Origin of the sequence: Paraburkholderia sp. RL17-337-BIB-A, assembly GCF_046025895.1 — a bacterium.
Taxonomy (GTDB): Bacteria; Pseudomonadota; Gammaproteobacteria; order Burkholderiales; family Burkholderiaceae; genus Paraburkholderia; species Paraburkholderia fungorum_C.
In genome coordinates this window covers 2,491,091-2,512,193 of the sequence record NZ_JARESY010000001.1, presented here as the reverse complement: position 1 = coordinate 2,512,193, position 21,103 = coordinate 2,491,091, and the positions used below count along the sequence as shown (strand labels likewise).

At 60.6% G+C, this 21,103-nt stretch carries 21 protein-coding genes, 1 tRNA gene and 1 pseudogene; 8 read left to right on the top strand and 15 right to left on the bottom strand.

The genetic code is table 11. The annotated features are described in order from the left end of the window. Window positions 1–151: 151 nt before the first annotated feature. The 4 genes from mscL to mfd form a co-directional block, all read right to left on the bottom strand. Window positions 152–601 carry a large conductance mechanosensitive channel protein MscL gene (mscL, locus tag P0D84_RS11280; RefSeq protein ID WP_408336191.1) on the bottom strand — a complete coding sequence of 150 codons (450 nt, stop codon included), beginning with the start codon at window positions 599–601 and terminating at the stop codon, window positions 152–154. A gap of 99 nt (window positions 602–700) precedes the next feature. After that, the gene (locus tag P0D84_RS11275) at window positions 701–1,735 is read right to left on the bottom strand and encodes a pyridoxal-phosphate dependent enzyme (RefSeq protein ID WP_408336188.1); all 1,035 of its coding nucleotides are present in this window, start codon (window positions 1,733–1,735) and stop codon (window positions 701–703) included. A 56-nt stretch (window positions 1,736–1,791) separates the two neighbouring features. After that, complete coding sequence (gene argE, locus P0D84_RS11270) at window positions 1,792–3,042, bottom strand: acetylornithine deacetylase (protein WP_408336185.1); 1,251 nt, start codon at window positions 3,040–3,042, stop codon at window positions 1,792–1,794. 198 nt (window positions 3,043–3,240) lie between these two features. Continuing rightward, window positions 3,241–6,723 (bottom strand): transcription-repair coupling factor, encoded by a 3,483-nt coding sequence (mfd, locus tag P0D84_RS11265; RefSeq protein WP_408336182.1) that lies wholly within the window; start codon window positions 6,721–6,723, stop codon window positions 3,241–3,243. Between the two features lie 121 nt (window positions 6,724–6,844). On the opposite strand from mfd, the gene ispD reads away from it, so the two are divergent. Then, window positions 6,845–7,561, top strand: a complete 717-nt coding sequence (gene ispD, locus P0D84_RS11260; RefSeq protein WP_408336179.1) for a 2-C-methyl-D-erythritol 4-phosphate cytidylyltransferase — start codon at window positions 6,845–6,847, stop codon at window positions 7,559–7,561. A 56-nt stretch (window positions 7,562–7,617) separates the two neighbouring features. Further along, window positions 7,618–8,097: a 2-C-methyl-D-erythritol 2,4-cyclodiphosphate synthase gene (ispF, locus tag P0D84_RS11255; RefSeq protein ID WP_408339786.1), complete on the top strand. Its 480-nt coding sequence runs from the start codon at window positions 7,618–7,620 to the stop codon at window positions 8,095–8,097. Here ispF and P0D84_RS11250 read toward each other — a convergent pair. Continuing rightward, window positions 8,087–8,335 (bottom strand): hypothetical protein, encoded by a 249-nt coding sequence (locus P0D84_RS11250; RefSeq protein ID WP_408336176.1) that lies wholly within the window; start codon window positions 8,333–8,335, stop codon window positions 8,087–8,089. The two genes, ispF and P0D84_RS11250, sit on opposite strands and share 11 nt — an antisense overlap. 453 nt (window positions 8,336–8,788) lie before the next feature. On the opposite strand from P0D84_RS11250, the gene P0D84_RS11245 reads away from it, so the two are divergent. Further along, window positions 8,789–9,097, top strand: a complete 309-nt coding sequence (locus tag P0D84_RS11245) for a hypothetical protein (RefSeq protein WP_408336173.1) — start codon at window positions 8,789–8,791, stop codon at window positions 9,095–9,097. 37 nt (window positions 9,098–9,134) lie between these two features. On the opposite strand, the gene P0D84_RS11240 is transcribed toward P0D84_RS11245, so the two are convergent. The 3 genes from P0D84_RS11240 to ompR all read right to left on the bottom strand — a co-directional run bounded on the left by P0D84_RS11240 (window position 9,135) and on the right by ompR (window position 12,118). Further along, on the bottom strand, window positions 9,135–9,683 hold the full coding sequence (locus P0D84_RS11240) for a peroxiredoxin (protein ID WP_408336170.1): 549 nt from the start codon (window positions 9,681–9,683) through the stop codon (window positions 9,135–9,137). Window positions 9,684–9,867: 184 nt separating this feature from the next. Continuing rightward, window positions 9,868–11,217, bottom strand: coding sequence for an ATP-binding protein (locus P0D84_RS11235; protein ID WP_054039512.1), 1,350 nt, complete (start codon window positions 11,215–11,217; stop codon window positions 9,868–9,870). A gap of 166 nt (window positions 11,218–11,383) precedes the next feature. Beyond that, entirely contained in the window at window positions 11,384–12,118 is a 735-nt protein-coding gene (gene ompR, locus P0D84_RS11230; protein ID WP_408336167.1) for an osmolarity response regulator transcription factor OmpR, read from the bottom strand. Between the two features lie 229 nt (window positions 12,119–12,347). On the opposite strand from ompR, the gene P0D84_RS11225 reads away from it, so the two are divergent. From P0D84_RS11225 to P0D84_RS11215, 3 genes and pseudogenes are all read left to right on the top strand, one after another. Beyond that, on the top strand, window positions 12,348–12,674 hold the full coding sequence (locus P0D84_RS11225; protein WP_408336164.1) for a hypothetical protein: 327 nt from the start codon (window positions 12,348–12,350) through the stop codon (window positions 12,672–12,674). Between the two features lie 173 nt (window positions 12,675–12,847). After that, a pseudogene (locus tag P0D84_RS11220) lies at window positions 12,848–14,485 on the top strand (DUF1800 domain-containing protein). 119 nt (window positions 14,486–14,604) lie between these two features. Continuing rightward, window positions 14,605–15,897: a DUF1501 domain-containing protein gene (locus P0D84_RS11215; protein ID WP_408336161.1), complete on the top strand. Its 1,293-nt coding sequence runs from the start codon at window positions 14,605–14,607 to the stop codon at window positions 15,895–15,897. Window positions 15,898–16,107: 210 nt separating this feature from the next. Here P0D84_RS11215 and P0D84_RS11210 read toward each other — a convergent pair whose 3' ends face one another. Beyond that, the gene (locus P0D84_RS11210; RefSeq protein WP_408336158.1) at window positions 16,108–16,932 is read right to left on the bottom strand and encodes a squalene/phytoene synthase family protein; all 825 of its coding nucleotides are present in this window, start codon (window positions 16,930–16,932) and stop codon (window positions 16,108–16,110) included. Window positions 16,933–17,344: 412 nt separating this feature from the next. Between P0D84_RS11210 and P0D84_RS11205 the strand changes: the two genes are divergently transcribed. Beyond that, window positions 17,345–17,431: transfer RNA gene (locus P0D84_RS11205), tRNA-Leu, on the top strand. 66 nt (window positions 17,432–17,497) lie between these two features. Here P0D84_RS11205 and P0D84_RS11200 read toward each other — a convergent pair. After that, window positions 17,498–17,923 carry a hypothetical protein gene (locus P0D84_RS11200; RefSeq protein ID WP_408336155.1) on the bottom strand — a complete coding sequence of 142 codons (426 nt, stop codon included), beginning with the start codon at window positions 17,921–17,923 and terminating at the stop codon, window positions 17,498–17,500. Between the two features lie 348 nt (window positions 17,924–18,271). On the opposite strand from P0D84_RS11200, the gene P0D84_RS11195 reads away from it, so the two are divergent. Then, a complete protein-coding gene (locus P0D84_RS11195) occupies window positions 18,272–18,511 on the top strand; it encodes a DUF2442 domain-containing protein (protein ID WP_408336152.1) in 240 nt (79 codons plus the stop codon). Window positions 18,512–18,551: 40 nt separating this feature from the next. On the opposite strand, the gene P0D84_RS11190 is transcribed toward P0D84_RS11195, so the two are convergent. The 5 genes from P0D84_RS11190 to P0D84_RS11170 form a co-directional block, all read right to left on the bottom strand. Beyond that, window positions 18,552–18,956, bottom strand: coding sequence for a DUF6088 family protein (locus P0D84_RS11190; RefSeq protein WP_408336149.1), 405 nt, complete (start codon window positions 18,954–18,956; stop codon window positions 18,552–18,554). A gap of 22 nt (window positions 18,957–18,978) precedes the next feature. Continuing rightward, a complete protein-coding gene (locus tag P0D84_RS11185) occupies window positions 18,979–19,221 on the bottom strand; it encodes a hypothetical protein (protein ID WP_408336146.1) in 243 nt (80 codons plus the stop codon). Between the two features lie 86 nt (window positions 19,222–19,307). After that, complete coding sequence (locus P0D84_RS11180; RefSeq protein WP_408336143.1) at window positions 19,308–19,697, bottom strand: hypothetical protein; 390 nt, start codon at window positions 19,695–19,697, stop codon at window positions 19,308–19,310. Window positions 19,698–20,269: 572 nt separating this feature from the next. Beyond that, a complete protein-coding gene (locus P0D84_RS11175) occupies window positions 20,270–20,467 on the bottom strand; it encodes a hypothetical protein (RefSeq protein ID WP_408336140.1) in 198 nt (65 codons plus the stop codon). Between the two features lie 35 nt (window positions 20,468–20,502). Next, on the bottom strand, window positions 20,503–21,036 hold the full coding sequence (locus tag P0D84_RS11170; protein WP_408336137.1) for an HAD domain-containing protein: 534 nt from the start codon (window positions 21,034–21,036) through the stop codon (window positions 20,503–20,505). Window positions 21,037–21,103: the final 67 nt, after the last annotated feature.

The following is a 21,103-nucleotide window of genomic DNA, read 5'->3' as shown; positions in this document are numbered from 1 at the left end:
GCTGCGTCGATTGGTTCGGCGTAATGTGCGCGGGGCATGAAAAAGGCCTGTGGCGATTTTCTTCGCAACAGGCCTTTTTTATTCGCGCCGGGTAATGTGCCGGCGCGAATTGTTAACTCAGCTTAATGTGACTCAGCGTGGCTTCAGTTGCCTAGCGCGGCGGCGAGTTCTTCAGCGAATCGCGGATTTCACGCAGCAGCAGGACGTCTTCCGGCGGGGGCGGCGGCTCTGCCGGTGCGGCCTCAAGCGGCTTGCGCAGATTGTTGATGAATTTGACCATCAGGAAAATGATAAATGCGAGGATCAGGAAATTAATGGCCACAGTGATGAACGAGCCATAACCGAACACCGCGACACCGGCCGTTTGCAAGTCTTTATAAGACTCCGGACTGCCTTTGAAGCTCGGGGGAATATCGCCGAGGCGCACGAACTTGTTGGAAAAATCGAGGCCGCCGGTGGCGACGCCGACAACCGGCATGATCAGGTCTTTAACAATTGAATTGACGATGGTGGAAAATGCGCCGCCGATAATCACCCCGACGGCGAGATCCATTACGTTGCCTTTGAGGGCAAATTCCTTGAACTCCTTGATCATGCTCATATGCGTTTCTCCCAGAAGTCGATAATTGAATCATACCAATCTGAGAAGGATAGGCTAGTCTTTCGGCCAGGCTTTCGCACGGAAAGAACTCAAGGCCATTTATACTGGAAACTGTGACTGGCTATGGCGGGCCCGTTCGATATGCGCGGCAAAACTGACCGGGTCGGTATTGGTGCCGCACAGCAGTACGCCTACGCGCTTGCCTTGCAGGGATTCGCGCAGCGGTCCGAGCAGCGCAGCCGTTGCCGCGGCGCAGGCCGGTTCGACGGCTAGCTTAAGTTGTCCGAACAAGGTCAGCATGGCCGCGCGCAACTGGTCGTCGGATACGGTCACGAGCTGGTCGATATGACGGCGGCACAACTCGTAGCTGTATTCCTCGGTATGCGGCGACATCAGCGAATCGGCAATGCCGTGCATGTGGCCCATCTTGACTGTGTGATTGGCCGCGAAGCTTTTGCCCATTGCATCCGCGCCTTCCGGCTCGACGCCGTACACGTGTACTCGCGGATTGGCGAGCCGCATGGCGGTGGCCACGCCGGCTGCGAGACCGCCGCCGCCGATCGGCACGATCACCGCTTCGAGATCCGGTGTTTGCGTGGCCCATTCATAGCCGAGCGTGGCCGAACCCAGCACCGTGCGATAACCGTTGAACGGGTGCACGAAATAGCGGCCTTCCTCTGCCTCGATAGCGCGCACGAGTTCGAACGCTTCGGCAATGTCTTCCGCGAACACGATGTCGGCGTGATATTGCCGGCACAAGGCGACGCGCGCCGGATTGGCCGCGCGAAACAGCACGACCTTCGCGCTGATGCCAAGACGCATGGCCGCATACGCCACCGCTACCGCATGATTGCCGCCCGAGACACAGGTGACGCCTGCGCTGCGTTGCGCTTCGTCGAGGGCGAGCAGGTTGGTGAACGCGCCGCGCGCCTTGAAGCTGCCGCCTGCTTGCAGCAATTCGAACTTGAAGTTCACAACCGTGCCTTCCAGCGACGGAAAGTCGAGCCGGTCGAACACCGGCGTTCGCGCCACCCACGGCGTCAATGCAAAGTGCTGTGTGGCGATGGCGTCGAGCGTGGGGATCGGCTCGCCGTCGATCGTATGGTCGGTGTGCTGCGGCGTGGCGGTTGACATGGCGTGGGCGTGTTTTTTCCTCGGTATGTCTAAGACTCTTGTTGCGTCGGTCGGTTTCAGTGCACGTGTGCCTCAACCGACATGCTGTGGATGAATTTTTGCAGGAAGCGCTCGCATGCCACGAGCTGATCCAATGCGACGAATTCGTTGGCCTTGTGGGCCTGCTGGATGTCGCCGGGGCCGCACACAATGCTTGGAATGCCCGCCAGCGAGAACAGGCCGGCTTCGGTTCCGTACGCGACCTTGCGCTTGTCCTGGTCGGCGGTCAGCGCGCGCACGAGTTGCGTGATCGCGGCTTGTTCAGACGAATCGAGTCCGGGCGCGGCAGCGATTTTCGTGATCTCGATGGCAGCAGATGGATGCTCGCGCAACATTTTCGGCAGCAGCGTTTCGCGCGCGTATTGATCGATGCGCGCGAAGATCGGTTCGGGATCGAGCGTGGGCAGATTGCGGAATTCGAACTGGAATTTGCATTCGGCCGGCACGGTATTGATCGCATTGCCGCCCACGATCGTGCTGGTTTGTGCCGTGGTGAAGGGCACGTCATATTGTTCGTCGAACGGGCCTTGCGCGCGGAATTGATCGGCCATATCGCGGATGTAGCAGACCAGGCGCGCAGCGTATTCGATGGCGTTCAAACCCTTCGGTGTGAGCGACGAATGCGCCGCCTGGCCGCGCACGCAGCACTGATACGCGTTGATGCCCTTGTGCGCCACGATCGGGCGCATGCTGGTCGGCTCGCCGACAATGCAACCGTCCGGCTTCACGCCGCGCTTCATCAGATCGGCAATCAGCAGCGGCGCGCCGGCGCAGCCCACTTCTTCGTCGAACGACAACGCGAAGTGAATCGGCCTGGCGAGTTTGGTACGTTGCATGTCGGGCACGAGCGAAAGCGCCGCGCCGATGAAGCCTTTCATATCGCAAGTGCCACGGCCATACAGTTTGTCGCCGCGGATCTCCGGCTTGAACGGATCGCTGTCCCATTGCTGACCGTCTACGGGTACGACATCCGTATGGCCCGACAGCACCACGCCGCCGTTGGTCTCGCCGTCGTGTGCGGGAATCGTCGCGAACAGATTGGCCCATTTGCCGCTTTGGTCGTGAGTGAGAGTGGCTTCAATGCCGACTGCGCGCAGTTCGTCGCGCACGGTCTCGATCAGACCGAGATTCGGATTGCGGCTCACCGTGTCCATCGACACGAGACGGGTTACCCAGGGAAGCGACGCAGGGAGCGTGGCGGGCGAAGAAGCATTCGATTCAGAAGCGGACGTTGGCGAGGACTGTGCTGATTCAGCGACATGAGACATGACAAGACTCCGGCATTTGAGTCTTTCGATCATACCCAAAAAAAGCTCGCCCGTATGCTGCGGCACGCGTTTTCGCACCGCAGCATGAATGAACAAACGGCTAGACGTACGCCGTTTTTACCGTGCCGGCGTGAGTGCCGGTAGTTGCGCCGGTGTCGACGCAATACCGGCGCGCCAGCAGCGCGACGACGCGGTACGTTAGCGCACGGCAGCCGCGGCCGCCGTGCCGCGGCTGGGCGTTCCGAGTGCGCGCAAGGTCTCCTTCACCGTCGCCACCCGCACGGCCAGGTCGGGGCTGCGTGTTTCGATACGCAGCTTGTCCTGGCCGGCGAGCTTGATGTGCTTGTGTTTCTGCACCATCTCGATGATCCGCATCGCGTCAATCGGCGGATTAGGGATGAACTGCAAGCCGATTACGGTTTCGCCCGCATCGATTTTCGAAATGCCCAAGGGCTTGGCCGCGAGGCGCAGACGATGCGTCTCGACCAGCGCATGCGCCTGCGGTGGCAGCTTGCCGAAGCGGTCGATCAACTCTTCCTGAATGCTGTCGATCGAATCGTTGTGTTCGCAATTAGCGAGGCGCTTGTAGAGCGACAAACGTTCCTGCACGTCGCCGCAATAGTCCGCCGGCAGAATCGCGGGCGCGTGCAGATTGATCTCGGTGGTCGCGGCGAGCGGCGCGGTGAGGTCCGGCTCCTTGCCTTCCTTGAGCGCCTTCACGGCGTCGTTCAGCATGTCGGTATAGAGCTGGAAACCGATCTCGTGAATCTCGCCCGATTGCTTGTCGCCGAGCACTTCCCCCGTACCGCGAATCTCGAGGTCGTGCATTGCCAGATAGAAGCCCGAACCGAGTTCCTCCATCTGCTGGATGGCTTCGAGACGGCGCTGCGCCTGCTTCGTCAGGCCTTGCGGGTCATGCACCAGCAGATACGAATACGCCTGGTGATGCGAGCGGCCGACGCGGCCACGCAACTGGTGCAATTGCGCGAGACCGAACTTGTCGGCGCGGTGAATCAGGATCGTGTTGGCACTCGGCACGTCGATACCGGTTTCGATGATCGTCGTGCACAGCAGAACGTTCGCGCGCTGTGCAACGAAATCGCGCATCACGCGTTCGAGTTCGCGCTCATGCATCTGTCCGTGCGCGACCGCGATACGTGCCTCAGGTACGAGCGCTTCGAGCATCTGCCGGCGATTCTCGATTGTCTCGACTTCGTTGTGCAGGAAGTACACCTGGCCGCCGCGTTTCAATTCGCGCAACATGGCTTCGCGAATCACGCTGTCTTCTTCGCGGCGCACGAAGGTTTTGATCGCGAGCCGCTTTTGCGGCGCGGTGGCGATCACCGAGAAATCGCGCAGGCCTTCGAGCGCCATGCCGAGCGTACGCGGGATCGGCGTGGCGGTGAGCGTGAGCACGTCGACTTCAGCGCGCAATGCTTTCAACGCCTCTTTCTGGCGCACGCCGAAGCGGTGTTCCTCGTCGATGATCACGAGGCCCAGCCGCTTGAACTGCACATCCGAGGACAGCAGCTTGTGCGTGCCGATCACGATATCGACCGTGCCTTCGTTGATCTGCTGGATCGCCGCGTTGACTTCCTTGGTCGACTTGAAGCGCGACAGTTCGGCGATGCGCACCGGCCAATCGGAGAAACGGTCGGTAAAGGTTTGCGTGTGCTGTTCGGCGAGCAGCGTGGTGGGCGAGAGCAGCGCAACCTGCTTGCCGCCCATCACCGCGATGAACGCCGCGCGCAAGGCCACCTCGGTCTTGCCGAAGCCGACGTCGCCGCAAACGAGGCGATCCATCGGTTTGCCGCTGGTCATGTCGCCGATCACCGCGGCAATCGCGGCGGCCTGGTCCGGGGTTTCCTCGAAGCCGAAGCTCTCGGCGAACTTCACATAGTCTTTCGGTTCGAGCGTGAATGCGTGGCCTTCGCGCAGGGCGCGACGAGCGTACAGGTTCAGCAGTTCCGCAGCGGTGTCGCGGATCTGTTGAGCGGCTCTGCGTTTGGCCTTTTCCCACTGGCCGGAGCCGAGCGAATGCAATGGCGCGCTTTCCGGATCCGCGCCGCTGTAGCGCGAGATCACATGCAACTGAGCGACCGGCACGTAGAGCTTGCTGTTGCTCGCGTATTCGAGGTGCAGAAACTCGGTCTCGCCTTCGCCGAGATCCATCGTGACGAGGCCCATATAGCGGCCGATGCCGTGCTGCGAATGCACGACCGGATCGCCGACCTTGAGCTCGGACAGATCCCGCACCATTGAATCGACGTTGCTGGCCTGTTCCTGGCGGCGCCGCCCTGTGCGGCGCGCGAGCGGGCCGTAGATCTCGGTCTCGGTGATGATCGCGAAGCCGTCGGCCGGCACGGCAAAGCCGTTGGCCAACGGCGCGACGCCTAGCGAAAAACGCGCGTCGCCGACGAGCCAGTCCTGGAAGCTGTCGCTCGACGCCGGCCACAGATGATTGTCGGCGAGCAACTGCAACAGGGTTTCGCGCCGGCCGGCCGATTCGGCGGCGAACAGCACGCGGTTCGGCGTGGTGTCGAGATAGGCGCGCAATGCCGAAACCGGATCTTCCGCATGGCGGTCGATCGCGAGATTGGGCAGCGGCACGGACCAGCCGCCGCCCGCGTTGGCTGGCAGGACGAGCCGCGCGAACGGCTTGGCGAACGTGAAGAAATCCTCGTCCGAGAGGAACAGCCGCTGCGGTTCCAGAATCGGCCGGTCCCGGTCGTGCGACAGGAAGTTGTAGCGCTGCTTCGTGTCGTTGGTGAAGCGCTTGATCGCCGCGTCCAGATCACCGACGAACGCCAGTTGCGCGCCCTCGGGCAGATAGTGGAACAGCGTGGCCGTTTCGTCGAAGAAGAGCGGTAGATAGTATTCGATGCCCGCCGATGGCACGCCGTTGCCGATATCCTTGTAAATCGACGCACGGCTCGGATCACCCTCGAAGGTTTCGCGCCAGCGGCTGCGGAAGGCGGTGCGGGCGGCTTCGTCGAAGGGGAATTCGCGGCCGGGCAGCAAGCGCACGTCCTTCACCGGATAGAGACTGCGCTGCGTGTCAGGGTCGAACGCGCGGATCGAGTCGACCTGGTCGTCGAACAGGTCGATCCGGTACGGCAGGGCCGAGCCCATCGGAAACAGGTCGAGCAGCGAGCCGCGCACGCAGTATTCGCCAGGACGCACCACCTGGCTTACGTGTTCGTAGCCGGCGAGCGTCAACTGCGCTTTCAGTCTGGCTTCATTGAGGCGCTCGCCTTGCGAGAAGGAAAACGTGTAGCCCGCCATGAACGAGGCGGGCGGCATGCGGTACAGCGCGGTGGTGGCGGGCACCAGCAGGATGTCGCAGCGGCCTTCGCCGAGATCGTGCAGCGTGGCGAGCCGCTCGGAGACGAGATCCTGGTGCGGCGAGAAAGTATCGTAAGGTAGCGTTTCCCAGTCCGGCAGCAGGCGCACGCGTGCCTCGGGCGCGAAAAAACCGATTTCCTGCGCGAGGCGCTGCGCGTCGACGGCGCTTTCGCAGACGACCGCCAGCAGCGGCACCTTCTCGCGATAGGCGAGATGGTAGCGGGCGATCAGCAGCGCGTCGGACGAACCGTGCGTGCCGTCGAAGGCAAAACGCTGACCGGCCTTGACGAGCGCGACGGGCGGGGAGTACTGCGATGTTGCGGCGATGTCTGGCATAAAAGAGAAAAAGCGGCCTCAGGCTCACACGTGATCGGCAAGTTTACGCGTGTCGGGGCGTGGATGCGAAGGACCTATTATAAAATCCGTCCTTTACTTTGACCTCGCGGCATCCGCACTCGTGACTTCCCGTCTATTTGCCCTGATTCCGTGCGCAGGCATCGGCAGCCGTTCCGGCGCCGCGATGCCCAAACAATATCGCACTGTCGCCGGTCGCGACATGTTGCATTACTCGCTGGCGGCTTTCGACGCCTGCAGCGAGTTTGCGCAAACCCTTGTCGTGATTGCCCCCGACGACCAGCACTTCGACGCCCGCCGTTTCAGCGGCTTGCGTTTTGCCGTGCGTCGCTCGGGCGGGGCGTCGCGCCAGGCGTCGGTCCTGAACGGCCTGCACGCGCTGGCCGAATTCGGCGCGCACGACGACGATTGGGTGCTGGTGCACGACGCGGCACGGCCGGGCATTACGCCTTCGTTGATCCGCACGCTGACCGGTGCGCTGAAGGACGACGCGGTGGGCGGCATCATGGCGTTGCCGGTGGCGGACACCTTGAAGCGGATCGACGCGGGGTCGTCCGACGGGCGAATCGCCCGCACCGAAGCGCGCGATGGGCTGTGGCAGGCGCAGACGCCGCAGATGTTCCGCATTGGCATGTTGCGCACGGCGATTTTGCGCGCGCAGGCTGACGGTCACGATCTGACTGACGAAGCAAGCGCAATCGAATGGCTGGGACACGCGCCGAAGTTGGTTCAGGGCAATTTGCGCAACTTCAAGGTTACGTATCCGGAAGACTTCGATCTGGCCGAGGCGATTCTGAGTCGGCCGTCTTCGGCTTCCTGAGTGGATCAATCTGGATCAATCAAATTTTAGTTAATGGAATCGAGGGCTTGACGCATATGGATTTTAGAATTGGGCAGGGTTATGACGTGCATGCGCTGGTGCCGGGACGTCCGTTGATTATCGGCGGCGTGACGATTCCTTATGAGCGCGGACTGCTTGGGCATTCGGACGCGGATGTGCTGTTGCATGCGATTACGGACGCGATTTTTGGCGCTGCCGCGATGGGGGATATTGGGCGGCATTTTTCCGATACCGATGCGGCGTTTGCTGGCGCGGATAGCCGGGTTTTGTTGCGGGAATGTCTTGCTCGGGTTAAGGCTGCTGGGTTTTCTATTGCTAATGTGGATAGCAGTGTGGTGGCGCAGGCGCCCAAGCTGGCGCCTCATATTGAAGGGATGCGGGCTAATATCGCTGCGGATCTTGACCTGCCGGTTGAGCGGGTGAATGTTAAGGCCAAGACTAATGAGAAGCTGGGTTACCTCGGGCGTGGGGAAGGGATTGAGGCGCAGGCTGTGGTTTTGTTAATCAAGAATTGATGGTTGGTTTTTTTGCCGTGCGGCGCTTGCTTCTGGATGCCTGCGGCGTTGGGGTTTTGCTGTTTTGTTTGCCTTCGCGGCGCTTGATTGTGTGTTTGCCTGCGGGGTTGGCTTTTCCTTGAATTGACCTTTTGGCCTTTCCTTGATTTGTTATTGGTCTATTAGTGTTGCCCCTGTGCGGGGCGGCACTTACTTTCTTTGCCGCCGCAAAGAAAGATAAGCAAAGAAAGCGGCTCACACCGCTAGCGCATAAGCGGGCCCCTCGCACAGTCACGGTAGTGGTGCGTCTGGAATCTGTGCTTTCGCACATTTAGCTTTAGTGACAAAGCCATCATCAGCTCCCACTCCGCACTGCGAGCGTCGCGGATGGGTCTGCTTGGGAAACCACGGCTCCGTTTGAGCGTGGTGGGGGCTGTTGGCCTTGCCTCGGCGAATCGTTTCTGCACTTCATGGGCAAACCCGCTTGGCGGTATTCCGCTATTGAAGTCGCGGTGGCGGTGCAATGACATGCCATGGAACCGCGCAAACGATAGCGCTAAAGCGTAGCGAGTGGTGTATGCCCTGCTCTTCGGCGCGCGCAGCGCCGCCGGAAGTATGACTGCCTGGTCACTCACGCCAAATGTGCGAAAACACAGATTCCAGATGCACCACTACCGCGACTGTGCGGGGGACCCGCTTAAGAATTAGCGGTGTGAGCCGCTTTCTTTGCTTATCTTTCTTTGCGGCGGCAGAGAAAGTAAGTGCCGCCTCGCACAGGGGCAACACTAATAGACCAATAACAATTCAAGGAAAGGCCAAAACCATGAGAAAACAGATAATAAGCACCGCACAGGCAACCACATCAAGAAAACACCAACAAGCCAAACCAGAAAAAACCAAAAAAAACAAAAACACCAAAAACATTCACAAACGCACTAGCGCGCAGCAAAAAAACCTCATTCGCGCTATCGCACCAAACAACTACTCCCCTCAGCAGCAATACACTGCGCAACAGCATTAATCATCATTCAAGCTTTGCAAGCTTCCGACAGCGCTCCCTACAGCGTTGAGCCGCCGACTGCGCGATTGCAAGGGCACTCTTCGTCCGTCTGCAAACCGTCCAGAATACGCAGCACTTCTTCCGGATTGCGGCCGACGTTCAAGTTGTTCACCGAAACGTGCTGGATCGTGTTGTCCGGATCGACGATGAACGTTGCACGTAGCGCCACGCCTTCTTCCGCGTCGCGCACGCCCAGTTGGTCGATCAGCTCGCCCTTCACGTCGCCGAATGAATAATGGTTCAGCTTGCTCAGGTCCTTGTGCTCACGGCGCCATGCCAGCTTGACGAATTCGTTGTCCACGCTGCCGCCCATCAAGACCGCATCGCGCTCTTCGAAATCCTTGGCCAGTTTGCCGAATTCGACGATTTCCGTCGGACAGACGAACGTGAAATCCTTAGGGTAGAAATAGATAATCTTCCACTTGCCCGGAAATGACTGCTCCGTGATCTCTTCGAATGCGGAAACGCCGTTTTCTTCGTGGTTATTGAAGCCCGGCTTGGCAGCAGTGACGGTGAACGCTTCGACTTTATCGCCAACGGTTTTCATGCGAATACTCCTTCGTCTGATGGAAAAATTGCATGCTGAGGCTACCGGCTCGCCATAACGAGCACGTTAGTCGTCCCCGATATTGGCCTATTGGATCGCTCGTCCACTAGTTTGATAGTAGCAAGTCGCGTGCTGATATTCGACGCGGCCGGTGGTCGCAGAAACCGTGCAGAGGCGCGGCAAATCAGGCGCCTTTTGCCAGCGGAAACTCGATCGTCACTTCGAGCCCAGGTCCCGGCGTGCGGTTGCGCAGTCGCAGCGCGCCGCGATAACGGCCGACCAGTCGCTGCACAATGGCCATGCCCAGCCCAGTGCCGTTCGCCTGGGTGCGCGCCGAGTTCACACGGTAGAACGGTCGTGTGACAAGGGCCAGTTGGTCTTCAGGAATTCCGGGTCCTTCGTCGACAACGGACAACTCGACCCGTGAGTGCGACACCCGCGTTTCGAGAATCACATGCGGTATGCCGTCGCCATCGCTCAAGCCGTATTTGCGCGCGTTCTCCAGCAGATTGCCGACCACGCGCCGCATGTCGGTTTCATCTGCCTCGATCACGGCCGACGGCGCAAGACGCGTGATCAGCCGCATGCTGTCCTCGCTCTGCATCCGCGCGGCCAATTCGCCGGCGATCACCGACAGATCGACAGGCTCCGGTACCCGCTGTACCGGACGAGCGTAATCGAGGAACCGGCCGATGATCATGTCCATCTGCTCGATGTCGTCGACCATCGCGTCTTTGGTGGCCTGATCGGACGGGCTCATTTCGGTTTCGAGCCGCAGGCGTGCAAGCGGTGTGCGCAGATCGTGTGAAATACCCGCGAGCATCAGCGCGCGGTCGGCCTCGAGTTGTTCGAGGTCCTGCACCATCTGGTTGAAACTGCGATTGGTCTCGGCGGCGACACCCATGCCGCGTTCAGGCAAGGGCTCAGGCGACTGGCCCGAGCCCACCTTGCGCGCGGCCATGGCGAGCCGGGCGAACGGGCGGTTCACGAGACTTGTGATGAAGGCCGCGCCAAACAGGGATAGCGCCAGCGCGAACACCCCCCAGCCAGCCCATTGCAAGCCTGTCGCGTTGTCCAGTTGATCGCGGTCGAGCGCTACCCAGTAGTCGTCGTCGTCGATTTTGAAGCTGATCCAGACGCCGGGGATGTCGTTGACGCTCTGTGCAATGACCGTGTCGTCGCCGAGGCGGCCGCGAATGTCGTGTTCGATCAGCCGGTTCAGCGACTCGTCGGGCTGGAGTTTGTACTTATCGGTGGTTTCGCGGGGGTACACGCGCACCCCTTCATTGCTCTCCAGATCCTGCAGCAGGGCGCGCCGCAGGTCGGGATCGGAATAGAGGAGCGCAGTGCGTGTGAGCTTGACGATGGCAACCAGTTGCAAAGCCACGCGCTGTGCGCGCGGCTCGCGTTCGATCACCCGGAAGCTCTGGAACCACGCGGCGAGACTGACTGCGATCAGCAGCGCGATCAACAGAAAGGTCCGCCAGAAAAGGCCGCCGAACGCGAGCGTCAGGAGGCGCCGGTCGATCCGCATGGGCCCTTCTTATTGGAAACTATCTTGCACGGGACCAGAGTTATTGCGCTGAAGTGCGAACTCTGGTCGACAGCTAAAGCGCCAACTCTGGTCGACTGCTTTGCATGGGACCAGAGATAAGGCGCTAAAGCGCCAACTCTGGTCGACACAGTAGATGAGAGCAATCTCAGGCTGCGCCGTCAGGAATGAACACGTAGCCCAGACCCCAAACGGTCTGAATGAAACGTGGACTGCCTGGATCAGGTTCGATCAGCTTGCGCAGGCGCGAAATCTGCACGTCAAGACTGCGGTCGAACACTTCGTATTCACGGCCGCGCGCAAGCTCCATCAGCTTTTCACGCGACAGCGGCGAACGCGGGTGGCGCGCAAATACCTTCAACACCGAGAACTCACCCGTAGTCAGCGGAATTTCCTGGCCGGCCTTGGTCAGCGTGCGCGTGGCGAGATTCAGCGCGAACTCGCCGAACTCGAACACTTCGGTGGTTTCGGACGGCGCGCCCGGCAACTCCGAGGGCGACTGGCGGCGCAGCACCGCATGAATCCGCGCGACCAGTTCGCGCGGGTTGAACGGTTTGGGCAGATAGTCGTCGGCGCCCATTTCGAGCCCGACGATACGATCAACGTCTTCACCCTTGGCTGTCAGCATGATGATCGGCGTGCGGTCGTTGCTGCCGCGCAAGCGGCGGCAGATCGACAGGCCGTCTTCACCCGGCAGCATCAGATCGAGCACGAGCAGATCGAATCGCTCACGCACCCAAAGCTTGTTCATGGACGGCGCGTTCTCGGCAACGTAGACATTGAAGCCCTGTTCACCAAGGTAGCGGCGCAGCAGATCGCGCAGGCGCGGATCGTCGTCGACGACGAGGATTTTCGAAGGGTTTTTAGTTTCCATGGTCGGCATCTTAGCGCGATTAGAAAGGGGTGCGCGGTTGCATCATTTAGCGGGTTACAGTCAGTTACAAAATTTACCCGCACTGTGGCACGACGTAAAGCAGGGGCAGGTAGACTCCTTTACTGAATGCGGCTGTTCGGTGGATACTTCACTCGACTAAAACTCTCGCACCCGGCTCGCTACCGGGGTCTGTATACGCATTTGAGGTAGCCGGTTGCCGCGCCACGAAGGGAACAACATGAAGGGAGGGGTTTGGCCGAATGTGCGCCTAAGCGTAATTGCACTGGCGGTAGCCGGGACGCTTGCAGGCACACTAGGACCAACGCTCGCCCACGCCCAGCCCACGGCCGAGAGAGCTGCGAGCGAGCGCGCACCCAGGTCCGCTAATCCCAGGTCGAATCGCCACCCCCCCACCAACGAAAGCCCTGCGTCAGACATCATGTTGCGCACTGCGGTCCCCCCCGATCTTGATCAACGTCGTCGTGATGGTCATATGACGCCCGACGAACGGCGTCTGTTACGGCAGCACATCGAAGACGCTGTCCGGGAACTCTATAAACGGTAGCCATTTTCGTGCCTGGGCCGGGCGCGCCAGGCGCGCTTTGTGCGCGCGCGAAAGATTCCGTTGCGCGTCGCCCGTCAACTTTGCCGTTCCGTCTGCCCGTTGAGTCGCCAGAGCGCAGCGCGATTTCATGCGCGAAATTCCTTTGGCGACGCCTCGCAACCGGATGATCGATGATGAAATCGCTGACAGGCGGTCATGGTAGCAGCCGACGCCTTGCAGTCACCGCCGCCGCGCTCGCGGCCGTGACCTGCTGGTGGGTTCCGGCGTCAGCTGTGCAGCAAGGCGCGGCTCATGCTCTCCATGGCAAACATCGCGCGCCGTCTGCTCGGTCAACTCTTTCCTCTAACGAGCAGGACATCCTTGACGCCGACGACGCGCACATCTTCCTGACGCGCGTGGGCTTTGCGCCCGATAGCGGCGAGCTCGCGCAATACGTTGGACTCAGGCGAGAGCAGGCCGTCGACAAGGTGCTGGCGACAGCTCGAACCGAAGCTGTCACGCCGCTGCCGGACTGGGTGCTCGAACCGATCCCGACTCGCGAAATCCTCAAGACATGGACAGATGACCGGCGCCACGACGAGCAAAAACTGCGCGGTCAGCGTTACGAATTGTTACGTGCATGGTGGGTGCGCGAGATCTTGAGCACGTCGTCGCCATTGACCGAGCGCATGACGCTCTTCTGGCATAACCATTTCACGTCGGGTCAGGACAAGGTTCACTATCCGCAGCAGATGGAGCAGCAAAACATGCTGTTGCGACGCGACGCGCTCGGCAACTTCGGCGAACTGTTGCACGCCTTCGCGAAAGATCCGGCGATGCTGCAATACCTCGATGGCGCGAGCAATCGCAAGGGCAAGCCCAATGAAAATTTCGCCCGCGAGGTAATGAAACTGTTCACGCTCGGCGAAGGGCATTACACGCAGCGCGACGTATCGGAAGCGGCGCGTGCCTACACGGGATGGGGCCTCGATCCCGACACTCAAGCCTACGTGTGGCGTGCCAACCAGCACGACGACGGCGACAAGACCGTGCCTGGTCAAACCGGTCCGCTCGACGGCGATCAGGTGCTCGACATCCTGCTTGCGCGACCGGAAACCGCGACCTTCGTCACAACCAGGCTGTGGCGCGAGTTCGTCTCCGATACGCCGGACCCCACTCGCATTGCACCGATCGCCGCGCAGTTCCGCGCGAGTCACTACGATATCAAGGTGGCGTTGCGCGGCCTCTTCATGAGCGACGCGTTCTGAAGCGAAGACGATCGCGGCGTCCTTGTGAAATCGCCGGTTGAGTTCGTTGTTGGGACATTGCGTGCGTTCGATATCGGCTATGACAACCCGGCGCCGTTCGCGGCGCAGCTCCGCACACTCGACGAGAACCTGTTTTACCCGCCGAACGTCAAAGGGTGGCCGGGCGGTACGATATGGATCAATAGTTCGACGCTGCTTGCGCGCAAGCAATTCGTCGAGCAACTGTTTCGCGCGACTGAGGCCGCCGGTCCACAACGCATGAGTACTCCGACGAATGCAAAGATCGCGGCGAGCGCCGCAGCAGATAACAGGCAGACGAAATCTCCACTGCAACGCGCAATGGCGCGCATCGGCCAGGCAGGCCAAGGCGGCGTGCGCTTTGACATCGGCACATGGCTTGCGCAGTACAACACCGCGCCGACGGCGAAGCCCGGGCTTTCGGCCGAGCTCCAGTTGCAGCACGCGGCCTTGCCGCTCACGCCGGTCGACGCAATCGACACCGATTCGACCGCCAGCGCTTATCTGGAGGCGTTGTTGATGGACCCGGCGTATCAGTTGAAGTGAACTACCGGGGCCGGCGGCGGAATTGAACCGCTCAACTGTCTGGCGACGATGAGCAGCGGAAATGAACGGTCCGTCGACGGCAACAGGACACGCGCCATGACAATCGAACGAGGTGCAGGATGAACCGACGCAGCTTTCTCTCGATGGGCGCAACCGCCGGCGCGACACTCTGGTTGCCACGCGCGTTCGGCGCGGAAGCTGCAGAAGCGGCAGAAGCGACATCAGCAGCAGAAATGGCACAAGCGGCGGCAGCCCTGAGCAGCCCAACGAATCGCGGCTATGGCAACCTGCTGATTCTCGTCGAACTGAAGGGCGGCAACGATGGTTTGAATACCGTGATTCCGTTTGCCGATCCCACTTACTATCAACTGCGCAAAAACATCGGCATCAAACGCGAGCACGCGATTCAACTCGACGAGCGCACCGCGCTGCATCCGTCGTTGCAGCCGCTGATGCCGCTTTGGCAAAGCCGGCAACTGGCGATCGTGCAGGGCGTCAGCTATGTGCAACCGAACCTGTCGCATTTCCGCTCGATCGAGATCTGGGATACCGCGTCGCGGTCGGACCAATATCTGCGCGAGGGCTGGCTCACGCGGGCATTCGCGCAGACGCCGGTGCCCGCCGGTTTTGCGGCCGACGGCCTGGTGATCGGCAGCGCGGAAATGGGACCGCTTGCCAACGGCGCACGTGCGATCGCGCTGGTCAATCCGGCGCAGTTCGTCAAGGCTGCGCGTCTCGCGACACCAGTGTCGCTGCACGAGCGTAATCCGGAATTGGCGCACATTCTCGACGTCGAGAACGACATCGTGAAAGCCGCCGACCATCTGCGTCCCACGCAAGGTGAGGCGCAATTGAAGACGGTGTTCCCCGGCGGGGCATTCGGCAGTTCGATCAGGGCGGCGATGCAAGTGCTCGCCGCCAGCGACGCCCCGAAGCAAGTCCCCGTGGGAAACACGCTCCAGGGACAGCCGAAGAGCGGGCAGGGCGTCGCGGTGATCCGTTTGACGTTGAACGGTTTCGATACGCACCAGAACCAGCCCGGTCAGCAGACGGCACTGCTCAAACAACTGGCCGAGGGGTTTGCGTCGATGAAGTCGGCGCTGACGGAGCTCGGCCGTTGGGATGAGACGCTGGTGATGACCTATGCCGAATTCGGCCGGCGTCCGCGTGAGAATCAGAGTAACGGCACCGACCACGGCACCGTGGCGCCGCATTTCGTGATGGGCGGGCGCGTGCTGGGCGGGTTGTATGGCGTGCCGCCGGTGCTTGCCCGGCTCGACGGCAATGGCAATTTGCCGGTCGGCGTCGATTTCCGGCAACTCTATGCGACCGTCCTCGGGCCGTGGTGGGGACTCGACGCATCCACGATCCTTCAGCAGCGGTTCGAGCCGCTGCCGTTGCTACGGGTCTGAAAATTAGCGGGGTTTGCACATCAGCTTGAGGTGGGCAGCCAACTCGACGCGTACGATCTTGGAGGAGCGGTTCGAGCCGACGTCGTTGCTAGCAGGTGTCTAATAGTTGGCGGCGCTTGCGCCTCAGCATGAGGAGGCGGCCATTGTGTCGCCCGCCAGGCCCGCTTAGGCCACTTAGCCCACTTACCTCGCATACCTCGCATACCTCGCTTACCTCGCGCGCCACGCGATCCAAAGTTTGCGGATCGGCGTCAACGCGATGCGCTGATGCAGCACGTGATAGCCGTCGCGTTCGATTTCATCGAGCAGCGCCAAGGCGAGTGCCGCCTGCGCCACCAAAGTGCGCTGCGAGCGCCGCTCATTCGCGGGTATGGCGGCGAGCGCGGCATGCAGCGCATCGCGGGCCCGTTTGGTTTCGAAACGCATCAGCTCGGTAAACGCATCGGTATATTTCCGATTGATCAGATCCGCCGCGGTGACGTTAAAGCGCTGCATTTCGTCGATCGGAATATAGATGCGGCCGTGGCGCGCATCATTGCCGGTTTCGACGACGAACTGCGCGAGCTGCAACGCCTCACCGAGCGGCGCGGACCAGCTCGGCGCCTGTGCGCCGTCTTTTGCCGTAGCGCGCGCGACCAGCGACGCGAAGGTCCCGCCGACCCCTTGCACGTAACGCCGCAGATTCGGGTAGTCGAGGTAGCGCGCCTGATCGAGGTCCATTTCGAAGCCGGCGAGCAATGCCTGTAACGCCGGATACTCGCTCTGCACGTCGGGCAGATAAGCCGCCAGCGCCTTTGAAACCGGATGCGACGGCGAGCCCGACGCGAGCGCTGCGATTTCGTTCTGCCACCACGCGAGTTTGGTGCGGCCAATGGCCGGATCGCTGGTTTCCTTGACGGTTTCCTCGAACTCGCGGCGCAGCGCGAACAGCGCGGTCAGGAGCGGTTGGCTTGCCGCGGGAGCCTGGCGAAGCGCATAGTAAGTGCTCGATCCGGGCGGCGCCGCTTTCTGCTGGCAATATTCGTCGAAATTCACGGGATTGGAATGTGGGGGAAGGGCAGGCGAAGAGGGCACGGCGCGCGTGCAATTAGCCAAAAATTGTAGCATCGACGTCCCTCGGGCAGATGCATGCGCAAATGCAGACAAGCGCGAATCAATCGGTTAGAATCTCGCGCTTACGCTTTCGGGCGCGGTTTTTTTACGCGATCGTGAGCCTGCAGGACAACGGGCAGAACGCACAGCGTTTTGCCCGGCTGCGAGGGTGGCGAAATTGGTAGACGCACCAGGTTTAGGTCCTGACGCTCCACTTGGTGGGTGCAGGACTGAAAATCGCCGGAACCCGCGTAGAATAAGGGTTCTTGCGGCGTCTCGCAGAAGTTCGACGTCTCGCAGAGGGCTGTATCGCACGCGATATCGCAGCGGTCCCGCCTGCCAGGTATAAAAATTCGCGTGAGTGGCGAAATTGGTAGACGCACCAGGTTTAGGTCCTGACGGGAGCAATCTCGTGCCGGTTCGAGTCCGGCCTCACGCACCATGAAAATTAGGCCATGTTCCGGTTTCGGAGCATGGCCTTTTTCACATCTATGGCGTGCCGCTGCGCTCAGGCGTCTTCAGCAATCTGTGCTAGTGCATTGGCGACGCCAGTGTAAGTCGCCGCATCATCTTCATTTAAGCCGAGGTGCTGGAGTGCCCAAAAATGGCGGTCATTCAACCACCAGACATCGCCACTTTCCTGCAGTAGTTCCACCAGCACTTGCAAGTCGTCGTCGCTTGCAAACACCTGCTTCAGCCACTCCTCCCCCTCGAGCACTCCGGCTTCTGCGGCTGCCGCCAGGCTGTCAAATACCCAGCTAATCATCGGTGCGCCAGGTTTTGCAGCCAGTGCGCCCACGCGAATCGGTGTCATTGCCTTCTTTGCGGGATTCCACCCACCAAACTCGAGCAGCGCGCTTACCTGTTTTGTGCTCTCTTCGTCTTCGAAAATGAGCGGCGTCGGTTTTGCCTTGTACGACTCAATCTTTGCCATCAGTTTCCTCGTGTTCCTCTTGTATGGTTGCAACGGACGCACGCGCCCGGCCGACACTCTGCCGGCAACAGGATTACGGCTGTCGTTTGCAAATCCTTGAGCCCAAATGCAAGTGCGCGGCGCTTATACTGGTGCTACCGATGCGAGGGAGACGACGATGCATGCTGGCTGGGATTGGGCAGCAGTTGATTGGTGGAAAATCGTGCGGTCATCGGCGCCGTTGCTCCTCGTGCCAGTGGCCGCATCGGTGGTGGGTTTCGGTCTCGGCCGGCTTATACGCGGTCGCCCGTACATCGGTCGGCACAGCGTTCGAGGTTGACACATACCCGCTTGACATCAGAGCACGACGTGACGCCGCACCCCGTGGCGGTCAATTTCTCCGTCGACAGCTTTACCGTCGAACTGTCCGACGGCCGCACTCTGCGCGTGCCGTACACCGTGTCGCCAAAGTTATTGACAGCCACGCCCGAACAGCGCGAGGCTGTGCGACTTTCGCGTTCGGGTTTGCACTGGGACCAGTTGACGAGGACTTTGGCATCAACGGATTGCCGCGTGACCATTCCGAGCGGCTCATTCTCGCCAGGTTGAAATCAGTGCCTCGTGCGGTAAAGGTCGACCCTGACGACCTTTAGATTTCATACTTTACTGTCCGGCTTCCAACTTGGATTTTTCTGCTAATCCGGCGTTTGCCGGTGCACACAACGCCGTCCATCGGTATCTGACTCGTAAGCCCGGCATTGTACTCGCGTGCTAGCCGACCGGGCGCGACATCAATGCCGAGTTTGCGAAACGTTTCCGCGGCTATAGCCTCAAACGTCGCCGCTGGCGTCAATTGCCCGGTGAACTTGTTGCGACGAGTTTTGGCATACACGCCGATGCTTACACGCACAAGCCTCCCATCACCCACCAGCTTTGCGAGCACGCGACCCACCTGCGCGGCGCTACCCAACGACGCAACCTCGGAACGCAGAATCACAACGCCCTCGCGTTGTTTGATGGAGCGGACGAGTTTGTCTTCAATTCTGATTCTCATGTAACCGCCGAAATGGAGATTGCTACCAACCAAGCAAGATGCGCAACCGTTCCATCAGCCAGTCCATTTCCGCGCGGGAGACCCAATTTTTAGCTGCCAAAGCGCGCCGCATGCGCCGCAGCGTTACGTCGCGGGTGTTTTCGGGGTGTTTTTCTGCGTCTTTTAGGGTTTTCGGGACCAGCTGCCGCGCAAGGTCTTCGCATAGGTCCCAGCGCTCATCGCGCTCCTCTGCGGTTTGGCCCACCACAAAGCGACCGTTAATCATTCGTCCCGCCAATTTTGGCTGCGAGCCACTAAGCAACGGTGGCGTCCTATCCCAAGGGAAGTCATCAGGTGCGTGGAGCGTCATCGTCATTCTCGTAAATACTTTGTGAGGACTTTGCAGGCAATCGTGGCGACGTCATCGTCCCTGTCCACAGCCACCGGCCCTACGGCTACCGACTGAGCGTGGTCGCGGACGATGCTTGCGCGCGCCAACCCATCCTGAAGCAGAACATCAAGCCGCGCTAGCGGCGTTGTCTTGCCGCGCTTTTTGCGGCCAATAAAGACCGTCAGCGTGGGTTCTGTCGACGTCGGCGTGCTATATCGCTCCGTGCACGTCTCAAGCACGTGGCGTGCTTCCTCGAGCGTAGTGAACGGTGGACGACCACCGGGTGTGCTGGAGCCCTCTATGTCGCACAAGTGCGTCAGCGAATTCTTGTCGCCGGTGTATTCGCCGGCGTAGAACGTCAGTGCAAGCATTCTATTTTCCCAGTCATACCTGCTCCCCTTAGCTACATGTCGGCAAGGCTCACTTTGACCGCACGAGCCACTGACCTCAGCCTAGCGCGGATGAGCGCGTCAGCTTCTTCTGCGGCAACGGCTCTCCCCGCGTACCATCGAGCGCGCCTGTAACCGGCGCCGCGGCGAAGCACCTGCACGACCGTCTTGCCGCCTAGCGTCTCCCTGCTTGTCGTCAGCGCGTCGTACAGAAGCCATGCTGGTACCACGCGCATGCGTCGGCAAATGCGATTCAGGCGCGACAGCCGCACGCCTTTGACGCTTGCAAGCACAGCGGGGTAGTACCGTCTGTTACCAATCTGGACGTCGAAGACGTCCCCCTGATGCATCAAGCGGCGCAACGCCGCGCGTGAGACGCCTCGCCGTTGGCAAAACGCCCTTGCTGACAAGAACTCCCCACGCTGAACTGCACGCCGGCGCCACCGGCGCGCGCTGCGCTCAAGACTATCGACGCTGTAGTACACGGACATCGTCACTCTCCATGCATTGCGGCTTCAGGGCTCCGGGCTGAGCCCCCGAGTTGCAGTCGGTAGCTACTCGCGGTCCTTGGGCATCCGCCCGACTACCGCTGGCGGCAGGCGAGTAAGTAAAAACACAACCCCTGCTGCGTCGAGGTTCGTTTCCACGGCGTGCACCTCATCCGCGTGCTCGCGCAAGTCGTACGGGCCCAGGTGACACACCGACCAGTGCGGGTCCATGCGCTTCAGCTGTTCTATCAGCTCGAATACCATCACATACGCCTCCGTATCCGTAAGCGGGTTGTTTTCTACGGTTCCCCGTGCATAAGGGCTAGTTTTGCTCGCAAATCGGCAAGCACCACAGGCGTCGACATGCCCAGAATAGGGTGCGTGCGCACCAGCTTGTCGACACAGTGCGCTGGCCAGTCAAAGTAGTCGTCGTCCAGCGCAAGCCAATCGAGCGGCTTGCGGCGCAGTACATCTGACCACACTTGCATGCCACGCGGGTTCTGGGTGAAAAGCACTTCGTCCATGTCGCGGTGGTAAGTGGCCCCTACCACTCTTGCGCGCAGTTCGGGCGTGAGCCGCCTCGACACCTTCGCGACGTTTTTAAAAACACGCACCCAGCTTGTCGACAAAACGATGCGCACATCGGGGTAAGGCAGCAGGACCTTTTCAAGCAACTCGCAGTTTTCGAATAAAGCGTGCCCCTCCGGGGACCCAACGTACGGGCCTTTGCCAGGGCGCATCAGCACGTTTTTGGGGTGGAGGACCCCGTCGTAGTCGAGGTAAAGAATAAGGCCGCCTGTGGCGACCGGCGGTGGTGTCGGGATGGTGCTCATTCTTGCTTTCTATAAATGCCCATTTCTTGCGACACGCGCGCCAGTTCCTTCAGCGCCTTGCGCCCAC

Excerpts from the sequence above, each read along its gene's own strand:
- mscL (WP_408336191.1), bottom strand. The coding sequence starts at position 601 with ATGAGCATGATCAAGGAGTTCAAGGAATTTGCCCTCAAAGGCAACGTA.
- P0D84_RS11275 (WP_408336188.1), bottom strand. The coding sequence starts at position 1,735 with ATGTCAACCGCCACGCCGCAGCACACCGACCATACGATCGACGGCGAG.
- P0D84_RS11235 (WP_054039512.1), bottom strand. The coding sequence starts at position 11,217 with ATGCGGATCGACCGGCGCCTCCTGACGCTCGCGTTCGGCGGCCTTTTC.
- ompR (WP_408336167.1), bottom strand. The coding sequence starts at position 12,118 with ATGCCGACCATGGAAACTAAAAACCCTTCGAAAATCCTCGTCGTCGAC.
- P0D84_RS11175 (WP_408336140.1), bottom strand. The coding sequence starts at position 20,467 with ATGGTATTCGAGCTGATAGAACAGCTGAAGCGCATGGACCCGCACTGG.
- P0D84_RS11185 (WP_408336146.1), bottom strand. The coding sequence starts at position 19,221 with ATGATTAACGGTCGCTTTGTGGTGGGCCAAACCGCAGAGGAGCGCGAT.
- P0D84_RS11170 (WP_408336137.1), bottom strand. The coding sequence starts at position 21,036 with ATGAGCACCATCCCGACACCACCGCCGGTCGCCACAGGCGGCCTTATT.
- P0D84_RS11190 (WP_408336149.1), bottom strand. The coding sequence starts at position 18,956 with ATGAGAATCAGAATTGAAGACAAACTCGTCCGCTCCATCAAACAACGC.
- P0D84_RS11225 (WP_408336164.1), top strand. The coding sequence starts at position 12,348 with ATGAAGGGAGGGGTTTGGCCGAATGTGCGCCTAAGCGTAATTGCACTG.
- mfd (WP_408336182.1), bottom strand. The coding sequence starts at position 6,723 with ATGCCAGACATCGCCGCAACATCGCAGTACTCCCCGCCCGTCGCGCTC.
- P0D84_RS11200 (WP_408336155.1), bottom strand. The coding sequence starts at position 17,923 with ATGGCAAAGATTGAGTCGTACAAGGCAAAACCGACGCCGCTCATTTTC.
- argE (WP_408336185.1), bottom strand. The coding sequence starts at position 3,042 with ATGTCTCATGTCGCTGAATCAGCACAGTCCTCGCCAACGTCCGCTTCT.
- P0D84_RS11240 (WP_408336170.1), bottom strand. The coding sequence starts at position 9,683 with ATGAAAACCGTTGGCGATAAAGTCGAAGCGTTCACCGTCACTGCTGCC.
- ispF (WP_408339786.1), top strand. The coding sequence starts at position 7,618 with ATGGATTTTAGAATTGGGCAGGGTTATGACGTGCATGCGCTGGTGCCG.
- P0D84_RS11180 (WP_408336143.1), bottom strand. The coding sequence starts at position 19,697 with ATGCTTGCACTGACGTTCTACGCCGGCGAATACACCGGCGACAAGAAT.
- P0D84_RS11215 (WP_408336161.1), top strand. The coding sequence starts at position 14,605 with ATGAACCGACGCAGCTTTCTCTCGATGGGCGCAACCGCCGGCGCGACA.